We start from the raw sequence: 14,883 nt of genomic DNA on the forward strand, positions 1-14,883 counted from the left end.
TACGCAACATTTTCTTCCATAAATGCATCCCATGTCAAGCTCGAAGCAACAGCAGGCGTTAACGGATGGGCATCTGCTGCGGAGATCAATGTTTGTCTTGATTCACCGGAAGTGCCGCAAGCTGTTATAGCCGGACCCGTTAAGGTGAACTCTGGGCAAGCATTCAATCTGACGATGGGACTGACTGGCGTTACGCAAAGCGTATACCAGCAACTGTACGCTCAAGATTTTACATTAAAGTATGACCCTTCAAGTGTGCAATTCGATTCGGTGACATCCCTGAAAGACGGGTTCCAAGTCATCGATCAAAAGGAAACAGCGCCGGGTCAACTCCGGATTGTCGCTGCCAGCGTGGGCGCGAACGTGCCTGCCCAAGGCGATTTGCTCACAATCAAATTTACGGCCAAATCTGTCACTCAGGCAACCAATACGACAATTTCTGTAGACCATATTGTGATTGCCAATGGAGAGGGGAATGAGCTGCAGGTCGCCGGAGCCTCCCGCGAGCTACAAATAACTATATCTAGTATACCAGTAGATAAATCGCTCTTGAACATGGCGATCGCAAGCGCTCAGGCGATGTACGATGCAGCCGTGGAAGGCAATGAAGATGGATTGTATGCGATTGGCTCTAAAGCGCAATTGCAGTCGGCTATCAATGCAGCCAATGCGGCAGCAAACGATTCGAATGCTACCCAGCAGCAGGTTGATAGCGCGAAAGCCGCATTGGAAGCGGCAATTCAAGTGTTCGACACCAAGCGAATAACTGCAAATGTCAATGGACAAGGCGGTGTCACGATTGGAGACTTGGCAATGGTAGCAGCGGCTTATGGCACACAACAAGGTCAAGCGGGTTGGAACGAGAATGCTGACGTCAATAAGGACGGCAAGATTGACATTGTAGACCTTGCTATCGTAGCCAAGGCGATCTTGCAATAAAAAGGGACTGATCTATGGGATGTCTAAAATCCAACCTAATTCCGTTGTTACGGTAAGGTTGGATTTTTTATGGGTTGACTGGTCACTTAAAATCACAAAGCTTCAGGAGAGGGAGATGGGCAATGCTAAATCGTGATATTTTCTTATCATATTGATGATTGTTGAACGAAGGGGATGCACCTATGATGAAGTGAGTCTTAGTTGAAGAAAGGATGATTGAACGAAATGTTAATGGATCGTTATGCTAGTACGCTATCTAATCTTATTAGTCCGCATGACCAATATTATCCTTACCCTAAGTTTGAAGATCGAGATCAATGGGAGTCACTTCCGGAATCATTAAGACAGATATGGATCTCCAAGGGAAATGATTCGTTAGCCTTCTCTTGGCCAAGTCTAAGGGCGACAGATTACTTGGAATATTTCAAAAGCGGGCAAGTAGTTTTATACGAAGAGAAGCAGCGGGAAAGGAAAAGGGTGCTTGCAATCCTCGTTCTGGCGGAATGCATGGAAGGAAAAGGACGATTTCTTGATCAGATAATCAACGGAATATGGTGTATTTGTGAAGAGTCTACTTGGGTCATTCCCCCTCATCAAGTGATTTCTAAACAAAGCGCAAAAGACCATCTTCCGAATATTGAAGATGCGTTTATCGATTTATGTGCAGGAGAAACGGCAAGCTTGCTTGCCACGACGCATTACTTATTGAAGCATTCGTTAGATCGTGTTAGTGAAAATATATGCAGTCGTATTCGGATGGAATTAAAGCGCAGAATCATGAATCCATTTCTAGAACGCAATGATTTATGGTGGATGGGCTTGGAAACCAATCGAAAGATGAACAATTGGAATCCCTGGATCAATTCAAATCTCCTTTCGGTTTTTCTATTGTTAGAGCAGGAGAATGAACAGCGGGTTCAGGCGGTTGGCAAAGTTATTCAGTGCTTGGACCGTTATATTGAAGATTGTCATAGTGACGGAGGCTGTGATGAGGGTCCAGTGTATTGGGGGAGAGCCGGTGGCTCTTTGTTTGACTGTTTGGAATTGCTATACCAAGCTTCAGATGGCAGGATTAACCTGTTTAATGAGCCACTGATACGGAAAATGGGGAGCTACTTGTATAAAGCCCATATTGATGGCAGCTATTATGTGAATTTTGCCGATAGCAGCGCGAGGGTGGAAATAGAAGCAAAGCTTGTGTATCTATATGGGAAGCGTATTCATGATCAGCAGCTTAAAGATCTTGCATGTAGTGCATTCCGAAATCAGCATTCACCGATCCCCTCGGGATGGCTAACTATGCATCGTACCATCCCTTCTCTCTTTGTAAATCAGGAGATGCAAGAGACATTATCGCAACCGCCTTTTGTTCGAGATGTATGGTTGAACGTTATCGAATTTATGGCAGCGAGGGAACAGTCGGGCTCCAGTCAAGGACTGTATCTTGCAGCAAAGGGAGGACATAACGGCGAAAGTCATAATCATAATGATGTCGGTCATTTTGTGGTCTATAACAACGGCAGTCCGTTCCTGATCGATATAGGAGTCGAGACGTATACGGCGAAAACCTTCAGCCCGCAACGCTACCAAATTTGGACAATGCAGTCCGCCTATCATAATGTACCGATGGTAAATGGTGTCCAGCAACAGGCAGGCAACGAATTTGCGGCAACGGAAGTCCATTATAGCCAAGCTGACGATGATCATCTGGCTCAGCTTTCCATGAACATTGCGAGCGCCTATCCGGAAAGCGCAGGTATCGAAACATGGAGACGCACTTGCAGTTTCTCTCGTCAAAAGGATGCATGTATCGTCATCGAGGATGATTTCAGCCTTCAGGACCCGACCGATGATATCCGAATTCACCTCATGACGCCATGCGTACCACAGCTGGAGGAGATCGGAACGATCTTATTAAGCGATCATTTAGGCAATGCGATACGATTGGATTATAACAGCCGTGATGTCGTTGCTGCCGAGGAACTCATCGTTTTAAAGGACGAGAGATTGCGAGCCGTATGGGGCAATTCTCTTTATAGAATTACATTAAAAGCGTTAGTTCCCACCCGTTCAGCGAAATGGTCCATCGTCTTGACGAAAGTATGATGAAAATCCCGCGGTCATGGTGACTGCGGGATTTCCCGCACACATACAGCTAAAAAGTGCAATAACACAAGATCGTGTTATATTCTCAAGTGAATATGATTTTTAGCTAAATCGTGTTATTTTATTAAGTTTTTACGCATTGCTCAAACGGATTGATCGAATTATGATCAGGTTATAAACATGAAAGCGCTTTTAAAAATAAGACATGTGGAGTGGATCAAATGGGAGTTGCCTTAGAAGCGAAAGCAACTTATGTGAAACGAATAAAAAATAAACAGTCGATTCTCAAACAGTATGTGGAGCACAAATATTTTTTCATCATGTTATTGCCGGTCGTCATTTATTATTTAATCTTTCATTATGGACCGATGTACGGGGTTGTCATTGCTTTTCAAGATTATAAATTTTTGAAGGGGGTAACAGGTAGTCCTTGGGTAGGGTTCGATAACTTTATAGAATTGTTCAACAAACCGTATTTCTACACCGTATTGAAAAACACACTGATCATTAATTTCTATAAGCTGCTGTTCGGGTTTCCAGTTCCCATCGCATTAGCGCTTATGATAAACGAAATTACCAGTCCGATTGTCAAAAAGGCGGTACAAACGATCAGCTATCTGCCGTATTTCCTTTCTTGGGTTGTTTTATCAGGACTTATTATTGAAATTCTTTCCCCTAGTCGGGGGCCGGTTAATTATATACTCGAGACGATTATCGGGTTGAAACCGGTTTACTTCATCACGGACCCGAATTGGTTTCGACCGATACTCGTACTATCGGAAATCTGGAAACAGGCAGGCTTTACGACGATTATCTACTTGGCGGCGATTGCCGGAATCAATACGGAAATGTATGAAGCGGCAGAGATGGACGGCATTTCGCGAGCCCAAAAGATATGGTATATCACTCTTCCATCGCTCATTCCGGTTATCGTAATCATGCTGATCTTGAGCTCAGGCTCGATCATAAATGACGATTTCGAACAAGTCTACAACCTGCTGAATGTAAAAGTCATGCAAGTCGGGGACGTACTGTCAACGTATACGTATACCGAAGGTTTGTCTCGTATGAATTACAGCTATGCCGCTGCCGTCGGTCTCTTCAAGAATGTGGTTGCGTTAGTGCTTGTTTTCACGGCCAATCGATTAGCAAGTAAAGTTAGCGATGAAACGATTTTTTGATCAGAACTGAAGGGAGCATGACGATGGTATACAAAGCATCTTTGATGGATCGCGTGTTAGGGATAACCATTTATACGATCCTTCTTCTATTAAGCATTTTCACATTAGTGCCGTTAGCGCAGGTCATTACCATTTCCTTAAGTCCATCTGAAATCATCGGCAAATATGGGCTGCATTTGTTTCCGACGAAATTTGATTTCTCTGGGTATTCGGAAGTGTTTCATACGCAGCTCGTATGGAGGGCTTATGGAAATACGCTTCTTCGTACAGTGCTCGGAACGACGCTTACCGTTTTGCTTACATTCATGGGGGCTTATCCACTCTCCAAAAAAACGCTGCCGAATCGAAAGCTATGGACAGGATTCATTGTATTGACTATGTTTTTTTCAGGCGGAATGATTCCTTCCTATATTTTAATCAAAAACATTGGACTAATGAACTCGGTTTGGGCTCTTGTGCTTCCAGGCGCAGTCAGTGCATTTATGCTACTCATCGTTCGCAATTTTATTAGCGGATTGCCGGAAAGCCTGGAGGAATCGGCGAAAATCGACGGAGCGAACGATATTGCGATTTTATTTAAAATCGTTATTCCGCTCTCCTTGCCTATCGTCGCGACGGTTGGTCTTTACACTGCGGTTTATCATTGGAATGCTTGGTTTGACTCCATGATTTATATACAGGATCAGAAGAAGCAGGTGCTCCAATTAGTGCTTCGCAAAATTTTATTGGAGGGGCAGTTGCAAACGATGGATACAAATGCCCAGCAGGCTGCGGTCAATACCGAATCAATGAAAATGGCAACGCTCCTTGTCGCGATCATACCGATCATTTGCGTGTATCCATTTTTACAGAAGTATTTTATTAAGGGTTCGTTGGTTGGATCTGTTAAAGGTTAATTTCCGATTATTCGGAATTAGCATATAAAAAAATTTGGAGGGGTTAACGAATGAGCAGCAAATGGCAAAAGAGGGTAGCAAGGCTAATGGTGATTTCAACCGCGATCGCAGTCGTTGCGGGTTGCACCAGTAAAACGCCAGCAGGGAGCGAAAAGCCTGCGGACAACGCACCGAGCAAGGAACTGGTTACCTTAGACTATTTAGGCTATGATTCTTACGGTCAGCCTGATACGACGGCACCTCTTGTCAAACTTGTCCAGGATAAATTCAACGTCAAGTTTAATTTTTGGTTCATTGATGCCAACAAGTGGGATGACAACCTGAACGTGAAGCTTGGCGCTGGGGAAATGCCGGATGTGCTCAAGGTGCGCAGTCAGCAGAATCTTCTCAATTACATTAATCAAGGGATCTTGGCGCCGATTCCGAGGGATCTGATCGATAAATATGCTCCGACTTATGCGAAATATTTAGACCAAAGCTACAGCGAGACCTGGGATTATGTGAAAAGCGACGGTAAAATTTACGGTATTCCTGCAACGATAAAGGGATATCCGACTGTTGTCGTCTGGCGTAAGGATTGGCTCGATAAGCTGGGGATCACCAAAGTGCCGGAGACTCTGGGAGAGTTTGAGGATGCTGTGTACAAAATGCGCAATAACGATCCGGATGGGAATGGCAAGAAAGATACGTACGGATTATCGGATTTCGCAATTCCAGCCGTTATGGGCGCGTTCGGTGCTCCTCCTATCGACGATATAAAAGCAGCAGCCAAAGCAGACCCTAAGCGGGCGCTCATGCTTACTAAAAAGGACGGCAACATTCAATTTGCTGCCACACAACCAGAGATGAAGGACGCGCTCGCGCTACTGCAAAAGTGGTATAAAGACGGAGTGATAGATCCTGAGTTCATCACATCCGAGAATACGTCAGGTCACTGGTCTTTGTCCCAGACAATGAACAACAACCGAATCGGGGTAACTGGCAAAGGGCAATATAATCATTGGAGAAACGAGCTGGACCCCGATAAGTCGGGAGATGCTTACGGTCCTGCCTATCAAGAATTCAAAAAATCGCAGCCAAATGGAGAGATCGTGTTCGGTAAGCCGCCAGTAGGCCCGCAAGGAAAGTCGGGGACGACGCAATGGGGAACGTTCAACGGAGCCATTGGGATTACAACCAAGGCTGCCAAGGATCCGAAGAAATTGGAAACGGTTCTTAAAATGATGGAAGCGGCAACTACGGATTACGAGTATTACACGCAAACAATGTACGGGATTAAAGGCGTGGATTGGAAGGATGATAACGGCAAGTTCATTAACTTGACGCCTACTGAAAAGCAAAGCGATTCGCAGCAAAAAGGAAAAGCAGTCATGAATGTTCAAGTCAACTACGATCCATTCCTGCAGAAGCAAAATCCTTTCACGTACAAGTTTGCTGACAAGGTTGTTAATTATAAAGGCTATGCGAATCAATTCGCACCTGCGACGGATACATTTAACAAAAAATCCTCTGATTTAGGCAAGATGGTCATCGAAACTTACTTTAAAATTATTACTGGCGAGCAAAGTGTCGATTCGTTTGACAAATTTGTAAAGGACTTTAAAGCCAACGGAGGAGACGAAGTCGAAAAGTCGCTGAACGACGCTTATAACAAACTGATCGGAAAATAAGATGTGTGGTAATGCGGTCCGCTTCAAGCAAGTGGGCCGCATTTTACGCTTACAGCTGTCCAGAAGGGGAAATCTTATCAAGTTTTCGCTTTTTTTGCGTTGACAGAATATGAATATAACGTAAAGTGTAGTATAGGAACCGTGGGGGGGATGAAATGAAAAGGCGTTTACAAGTGAAAGGGAATGTTTTTTTGCGCCTGCTCGCATTTAACATCATGTTGGTGATATTTATCATGGTGCTTCCATCGGCGATTTATTTTCAATATTTTAAGTCCAGTTATGATGATCAGGTTAATCAATTGAATATGCACACGATTACCCAATTTCGCGATTTCATGGATGCAGGGGTATTAAAGGAAGTCGTGAACATTCCCAATCTCTATTTAACCAACGTCGAAAGCAATGAAGCGTTAACCTATCCGCTGCAGCATGATATCTCCGGCGATACCATAAAGATTTTGCAAGTTTCCAAAAGAATAGATGAAATACGCAATCGATTCCCATTCATTCATTCCATTGATATGTATTATCGGAAAAGCAATTTATTGTTCTTAAACTCGAATGTATGTATTCGAAATCATATATCTGATTGCAATCTAAGCGGTAGAGAAAACTGGTTTAAACAGTTTTCCGAGACGGAAAAAGCGATAGGCTGGATGTCTACTCGGCTAGGTGAAGGTAATGACGCCAAATTCGCGGTTACATATGTTCGCAGTCTTCCTTATTTTGCGCCGGTTGAAGGAAAGCTTGGCATCATTGCCGTCAATATCGACGAATCTGCCATTAATCGCATGGTGCATGACTATCAAAAATCGAGCGGCCAGCAAATTGTAATTATAAGTGCGGATGGACGTTACCTAACCGATACCGTTTCTTCGCAAGGCGCGGCCTCCAATTTAGAAGAAGCTTTGATTGAACGTATCAAGAGCGAGGACGAAGGCATCATTTCGACGCAAATTAATCGAGAAGCCGGGATGGTCGCTTATACGAAATCCCAATACAGTCCTTGGAAATATGTCTTAATTACCCCGAAAAGCATCTATTACGAGAAATCGTATCATATTCGGAATTTTTTAATTTTAGTAGGCGGTATTTTACTTCTGGTCAACTTAATCATTGCTTATCTAATGACAGTACGAATGCATAAGCCGATCGGCAGTATGTTCTACCTCTTTACGGACCAAATCAGTCAATTAAACAAGAAGTTGGATCAAAGTAAGCCAATTTTACGAAGGAATACGATTCTGCAACTGCTGAGCGGCAAATTTGACCAACATATCATAGCGGAGCAGGAGGAATCACTCGGGATCTTATTCAATGAGGAAAGGCTGTTTTGCTTTGTTTTGCATCTTCGTTTAAAGGATTATTGTGATTTTGAACAGGAAATAAGCCTTATCGTTCAACTAGTAGAGTCACTGGAACATGCTAGCAAGCATGGTCGAATCTATGCGATCAAGACGGAAGGCGAATCCATATCCGGTATCGTAAATTTCTCCGGAGAGCAGAATGAGTTACTGATTATGAAGGATATCGTACATAAAATAGAAGAGACTTCGGGCTTGAAATTTACCTTATCAGTTGGAAATAGCTATGAAATGAACAAGGCGAATATCTCGGTTTCGTATTTTGAAGCAAATGAAGCACTTCCATACCGATTTTTACATCAGGATTCTGTTCTACGATATGACAAGTTAAACATTTCAAAATTAAAGGATACCGGCAGCTCGATCAGAGTATTAAATGAGATTGAAGGCTATGTTCGCTCTTCGGACGAGCAGCGGCTTAAACAAGCAATTGATAGCGTACTAGATGAAATCCAGTCTGGGGAATATACGATAGAGTATTGCAAACACATCCTTATGGACGTGGTGTCCTCCATTCGGAAAGCTCTCAAGAGTATAGGTCTTAGTTCAAGTCAGCTATATGGTTACGACATCCGGCAGTATCTGAAGCGCATTGAAAATGTGAATGAGTTTCACGAATGGATCTATGATGTAATTGCGGTTACGATGGTCACACTCAACCAGAAAAAACAAAACATCGATAAAGATATGGCGCTTCATATAGCCCGATTTATTGAGGAGAATATTTGCAATCCAATCTCGCTTGACATGGTTGCCGATCACGTTGGGGTCAGCTCGAATTATTTAAGCAAATTATTTAAGGTGACGATGGGCGTTAATTTCTCCGATTATGTTACTGATATGAAGTTGCGCCATTCCTTACAGCTATTAAAAGAAAAAAAATATACAGTTCAGGATATTTCACAGATGATCGGGTATAACTCGGCGCATTATTTTATCCGAATTTTCAAAGAAAAATATGGGATAACGCCTAAACAGGCCCAAAAGGTAAATTTTGAAGGAATAAATGAATGGTGAGCCATAATCGTACGGAAGATAAATGGATATCCCGCGGTCATTGAGACTGCGGGATTTTTCGTGTGCTTACAGCTAAAAAGTGCTATAGCACAAGATCGTGTTATTCTCAAAAAATAAAGGTTTATGGAAAAATGGTGTTATTTTATTAAGTTTTTACGCATTGCTCTAACGGATCGAACGAATTATGATCGAGTCACAGTTGTTGAAAGCGCTTTTAAAAAATGAGGATCATGGAGGTGTTTTATTGTGACAAACATGAGTAAATCAATTCAAAAGAGTTTAGGAAGAAAATTTAGGATCATGCTGGCGCTTCTGTTTCTTTTGGCACAGTTATTCTCAGTCGGTAATCTGCCGTTTTTTGGAGAGACGACAGTTCATGCAGCCAATCAGACCACCATTCAGTCAACTAATTTGAGCGTAAGTGTGGATGATGCTTTTCCTAGGATTATCCAATACCAATGGTTGGGGGCAGGAGCGTCTAACGGTGCTGTATTTTACGGAAATGAAGACACGCTGAGTCAGGTTAAAATCAATGGTACACTGTACACGCCGACCGTAACCAGTTCTATAACGGCGCCGGATACGATCACCTATACAATGAATTTTTCAAGTATAGGGGTAACCATGACGATGTATTTCAAGGTTACTGATAACATAGTTGAATTCAAAGTTAGCAATATTTCTGAAAGCGGCTCCACGAAAGTTATGACTTTCGACATTCCCAATCAAAACCTTATTTCCATCCGGGATACTCAAACCAATGCCGCAGAAACAGGGGTGGATATCAAGGGTTCCATCGTTTATTCGGATAACTCTGTAGAAGAAAGAAACGTCTTAGCTAGTAAAACGGTTGATTCAAGTCCGGTGGCCAAATCGTATCTTATCTTGAATACCGATAAACTTGCAGCAACCATGTATAATAACGTATTTAATCCTACGGATACGACGAAGACGACCACAACAGCCAAGATACAAGATGACAGGAATGAAGCCAGATACTTTTACCAAACTAAATCATTGACAGCCGGTTACAAGAGAATGGCCGCTTGGAACAATATTTGGACCTATAGGGAAGTACCGTCTGAAGTTATTGAATTGCCTTACTGCAAGATCGCCATTACACCCGATGCTAACAATGATAGTATTGTAGACTGGCAGGATGGCGCGATAGCCTACAGATCCATCATGAAAATCCCATATGGTGCAGATCAAATTAAAAAAAGCTTTGTTCATATCGCTTATTCCCGTGGAAGTCTTGCCCAATGGCCATTCCTTCGGACGCTGGATATGGTTAAGAAGATATCATTGTTCACTGACGGCTTCGGACAGTTCTTGGAGTATAAAGGACATCAAGCTGAAGGACATGATTCAAACCACCCTGATTATGGGATCAACATCAATAAGAGAGCGGGTGGACTGTCAGAGTTTAACATTTTAGTTAATGAGGCTGCTAAATATAATACAAGCGTAGGTGTGCATATCAATCATACCGAAGCTTATCCGGAAGCCCAATACTTTAGTGATAAAATTCTGAGAAATCCGCGTGCCGGCGGTTGGGATTCACTCGACAAGGCGTGGCTAATTGATCAATATGCTGATGCCACTAATTTTGGGGCGGACGGCTTGGCCGGCAGGTTGGCCGAGCTTAAAGCTAACGTTCCTAATTTGAAGTGGGTTTATGTCGATGTGTATCATACGCAAGGATATCCGGAGTGGAAGCTCGGAACCGAATTGAACAAAAATGGCTGGGCTGTCGGCACAGAGTTTATGGGCGCACTTGATGATTTCGCTGTGTGGAATCATGTTCCTCAGATTAAAAGCCAAGTGTTAAGATTTATGAAAAATGGCGTTGCAGATTCCTTCGGTTTCAACTACATGCTTTTGAAATCAAGGCATGCGGGCTCTATGGGATACGGACCTGACGGCAACGACGACCAAGGTAATAATCAGAACTTGACCGCCCAAATGAATATATTCTACACCCAGAATCTGCTGATGAAGTACATGCAGAACTTTGATATTATGAAGTGGGCATCAGACCGAATCGATTTCACTGGCAATGTATTTGTCAAAGAAACGACACCCGAGCCTAGTCCAGTAGTTGAGCTATACAAAGACAACAAAATGATCGCAACCTATCAAAACGATTATAATACTTCTTCTTATCAAATCACGAACAGAAGTGCCAAAGTGTTCATCCCTTGGGACCCTCAAACGGAGAATAAAATCTACCACTATAACACTAGCGGTGGAAGCACAACCTGGGATCTTCCGAACAGTTGGGCGGGAGTAAGCTCGGTGAAGTTGTACCAGTTATCCGATCAAGACAAAACTTTTGTAGCAGATCTTCCTGTAAGTAACGGGAAAGTAACGATTAACGCAGCAGCTAATACACCATATGTTGTTTATAAAACGGCACAAGCTGCTCAAACCATGAATTGGGGAGAATTCGGATTTGTCAAGGATCCTGGCTTTGACAGCCACAACTTAACACCTGGCACCTCAGCATGGACGACTGAGTCTACGAGCGGAAGCACAAGCCAAGTTAAAATTGTGAACAGCGCTGAAGGTGAAACTTATCTGAGTGTAAATGGCAATAATGGTGCAGATGCTACATTGAGCCAAACCATTACAGGACTGACACCGGGCAAGACGTATCAGTTGTCCACGTGGATGGAGGTTAATGGAAGGACAGGAACACTTGGCGTTAAAAACTATGGTGGACCTGAAGTTACGAACAACATGGATAAATCGCCATTTGTAAACCAGCTTTATACCTCTTTAAAGTATTTGCGCAATAACATGCAGAGAATCAAGCTGGAGTTTACTGTTCCCGCAAATCAAACTAGCGCACTTATTTACATCAAGGCAAACCCAGGGACGCCTTCTTCTTACTTAAATTTCGATGATGCGCGTGTTGTTGAAATGGATACTACACCATTTGGAAATCATTATTTCTTCGAAGATTTTGAGAGCAAGGACGAAGGCTTTGGACCTTTTGTACAAACCAAGCAGGACGGACGTGTTCACAGGTCTGAGACGCATACCGGTTATACGACGGATACGATCAGCGGCAAATACTCATTGAAGACGAGAATGACGACGGATAATCCGGAAACAGGAGAGTATTTGAGGACAGTGCCATATACCGTAAAGCTGCAGCCGAATACGATGTATAAGTTGAGCTTTAATTATTTACTCGGGGCAAATAACGGCGGAACCTATAGTGTTGCGGTTAAAGGAAATAACGGTGCAACGACTTTGTCCGATGTGCCAATTCCTTCATCCGTCAGCGATACGGTATATTCAACGTTTACAAAGACATTTTTGACTGGAAATTACGATGATACCTACGTTTCGTTCGTTAAGAACGCAGGAGGGATGATTGACTTCGTCATAGATGACTTTGCGATTGACGTTGTAACCACAGCACCTCCTTTGGCTGTGCCTACAGGATTAAAAGCGACTGCTCTTAGCCCATCCCAGATAAGTTTAAGCTGGAATGAGACGGATTTAGCAACCGGATATGACCTGGAAGTAGATGGCCAAGTAGTAACACCTGCTAGCGCACCTTACATTCATTCCGGGCTGGCTGTAAATTCTACTCATACCTATAGGGTAAGGGCAAAGAATGCTGCAGAGACAACGGATTGGGGCGCATTAGTTAGCGCTACGTCAACGAATGCGATTTCAATCGTTGCAACAGCGGATGCATTTGTACGTGACGGTGGGTCAGCGACTACGAACTATGGAGCTGATCCAAATGCTACGGTTAAGTGGGATGCAGATGGCTATACCCGTGAGGCCTTCTACAAATTTAACTTGAGCAGTGTACCAGCAAATATGACCAGTGCAAAGATCAAGTTATATCCAACAGGAGTTGGTTCAACATCGCCTGGGGTGAATATTGAGCAAGTTCAGAATACGTGGGGCGAGTCTACCCTAACCTGGAACAACAAGCCTTCGGTACTAGGAACCAAATTGAATGCAAGTCCTATTATGCTTGTATTTAACACGGCGGTAGTCATTGATGTGACAAATATTGCAAAGAGTGCACTTACTAGCCAAGATAAAAACATATCCATAAAAGTAACGAATGCACTCCTGAGAGGCGGTTCTTCAGATAGTACGTTTGCGACTAAGGAAAATAGTATTTCACAATACTGGCCGGTGGTGGAGTATACGGCTCCAGGGAGCATTAAAGGCAAGGTTGTAGACAGCAGTAACACACCGGTTTCCGGCGCAACCGTGACTGTATCTGGAACCGATTCCGAATATGGTTCAGCCTTTACTGCAGTTGACGGAACCTATACCTTCACAAACATACCGTCAGGTTCTGGCTATACCGTAACGGCAAGTAAAGAGGGATATATTGACGCGTCACGCTCGAATGTTAATGTACCAATGGGGGATATATCTATCATTGATATGATACTTACATCACCGATCGATTCGCCTCCAACTGCCCAATTGAGTGGCGCTGATACCGTTATTTCAGGTCATTCGTTCGATCTTACTTTTGGACTGAGCAATGTGACGGATAACGTATATCAGAGCATCTATGCACAAGATCTGACACTCAATTATGATCCGACAAAGTTTGATCTGATTTCGATTACTTCCATGAAGCCTGGTTTTGGGGTCGTATCCCAAAAAGAAGAAGCGCCTGGTCGTATTCGAATCCTGGCCGCAAGCCAAGGAGCGGATCATGCCATCCATCCTGATGAAGACGCTTTGAAATTTTCCTTCACTGCCAAGTCACTGACCCAAGATACGAATACAACAGTGTCCGTGAATAAGGTTGTAATCGCGAATAGCTTGGGTGGCGAATTGCAAGTAAACGGAGCTTCCCATGACGTGCTGGTTACTGCACTGGCGGATAAAACCGCATTACATGCAGCGATTAATTCCGCCCAGTCTAAACACGATGCAGCGTTAGAAGGAACGAATATCGGTCAATATCCTGTCGGCTCGAAAGCGGTTTTACAGAATGCGATCAACTCGGCATTAAACGTAGACACCAACCCTACAGCAACCCAGCAGCAAGTTGATCAAGCCTTAACGGCATTGAATACAGTCGTACTGGCATTCGATGCGCTGGTTGTAACCAACATTCCGGGAGACTTGAACGGAGACGGACGGATCAGCATAGGAGACTTGGCCAAAGCAGCGGCAGCCTATGGAAAGAATTCTTCCGATCCGGACTGGAATCTATATCAACTGGCTGATTATAACCATGACAACAAGGTTGATATTCTCGATCTCGCGGCAATCGCCATATTGATTTTAGAGTCATGAAGTAGTACGAGAAAGCCTCCAAACCACCTTTAAGGTGAATTTGGAGGCTTGCCTTATTTTTTGATAAGTTTCCCATTCTCTAGGAAAAGCACTCGATCACAAAGTGCCAGCACTCGGTCATCATGCGTAACCATAACCGCACTCTTTCGTTGATCCTTTACTTGTTTCGCGATCATGCTTACTACATCGTGACCCCGAGATGCATCTAAGCTTGCTGTCGGTTCATCTGCGAACAGGACAGCCGGGTCATTCATTAAGGCTCTTGCGATAGCGACCCGCTGACGTTCCCCCCCTGAAAGTTTCTCAGGATATGCCGTTCGACGATGAGGCAATCCCATCTTATCGAGTAACTCTTTTGCTCGTTTGGCTGCCTTCTCCTTGTCCATTCCGGCAAGCTTGGCTACGACCATTA

8 protein-coding genes are annotated in these 14,883 nt (G+C 43.6%); 7 read left to right on the plus strand and 1 reads right to left on the minus strand.

From position 1 onward, the window contains the following. The 7 genes from GC097_RS28345 to GC097_RS28375 form a co-directional block, all read left to right on the plus strand. The coding region (locus GC097_RS28345) for a cohesin domain-containing protein (RefSeq protein WP_246294510.1) at nucleotides 1-939 on the plus strand (939 nt) is incomplete at its 5' end. A 225-nt stretch (nucleotides 940-1,164) separates the two neighbouring features. Further along, the gene (locus GC097_RS28350) at nucleotides 1,165-3,045 is read left to right on the plus strand and encodes a heparinase II/III domain-containing protein (protein ID WP_171686646.1); all 1,881 of its coding nucleotides are present in this window, start codon (nucleotides 1,165-1,167) and stop codon (nucleotides 3,043-3,045) included. Nucleotides 3,046-3,266: 221 nt separating this feature from the next. Next, on the plus strand, nucleotides 3,267-4,226 hold the full coding sequence (locus tag GC097_RS28355) for an ABC transporter permease (protein WP_171686647.1): 960 nt from the start codon (nucleotides 3,267-3,269) through the stop codon (nucleotides 4,224-4,226). A gap of 23 nt (nucleotides 4,227-4,249) precedes the next feature. Beyond that, entirely contained in the window at nucleotides 4,250-5,122 is an 873-nt protein-coding gene (locus tag GC097_RS28360; RefSeq protein ID WP_171686648.1) for a carbohydrate ABC transporter permease, read from the plus strand. A 50-nt stretch (nucleotides 5,123-5,172) separates the two neighbouring features. After that, entirely contained in the window at nucleotides 5,173-6,792 is a 1,620-nt protein-coding gene (locus GC097_RS28365; RefSeq protein WP_171686649.1) for a type 2 periplasmic-binding domain-containing protein, read from the plus strand. 155 nt (nucleotides 6,793-6,947) lie between these two features. Then, entirely contained in the window at nucleotides 6,948-9,173 is a 2,226-nt protein-coding gene (locus GC097_RS28370; protein ID WP_171686650.1) for an AraC family transcriptional regulator, read from the plus strand. Nucleotides 9,174-9,428: 255 nt separating this feature from the next. After that, on the plus strand, nucleotides 9,429-14,471 hold the full coding sequence (locus tag GC097_RS28375) for an endo-alpha-N-acetylgalactosaminidase family protein (RefSeq protein ID WP_246294511.1): 5,043 nt from the start codon (nucleotides 9,429-9,431) through the stop codon (nucleotides 14,469-14,471). Between the two features lie 53 nt (nucleotides 14,472-14,524). Here the strand turns inward: GC097_RS28375 and GC097_RS28380 are convergent. Continuing rightward, nucleotides 14,525-14,883 (minus strand): ABC transporter ATP-binding protein (locus GC097_RS28380; RefSeq protein ID WP_171686652.1); only part of this gene is annotated, 359 nt, incomplete at its 5' end.

Source organism: Paenibacillus planticolens (genome assembly GCF_013141725.1).
GTDB lineage: Bacteria > Bacillota > Bacilli > Paenibacillales > NBRC-103111 > Paenibacillus_E > Paenibacillus_E planticolens.

What these genes read in the sequence shown, in the direction of transcription:
- GC097_RS28350 (WP_171686646.1), top strand. Translation starts at nt 1,165, where the DNA reads ATGTTAATGGATCGTTATGCTAGTACGCTATCTAATCTTATTAGTCCG.
- GC097_RS28355 (WP_171686647.1), top strand. Translation starts at nt 3,267, where the DNA reads ATGGGAGTTGCCTTAGAAGCGAAAGCAACTTATGTGAAACGAATAAAA.
- GC097_RS28360 (WP_171686648.1), top strand. Translation starts at nt 4,250, where the DNA reads ATGGTATACAAAGCATCTTTGATGGATCGCGTGTTAGGGATAACCATT.
- GC097_RS28365 (WP_171686649.1), top strand. Translation starts at nt 5,173, where the DNA reads ATGAGCAGCAAATGGCAAAAGAGGGTAGCAAGGCTAATGGTGATTTCA.
- GC097_RS28370 (WP_171686650.1), top strand. Translation starts at nt 6,948, where the DNA reads ATGAAAAGGCGTTTACAAGTGAAAGGGAATGTTTTTTTGCGCCTGCTC.
- GC097_RS28375 (WP_246294511.1), top strand. Translation starts at nt 9,429, where the DNA reads ATGAGTAAATCAATTCAAAAGAGTTTAGGAAGAAAATTTAGGATCATG.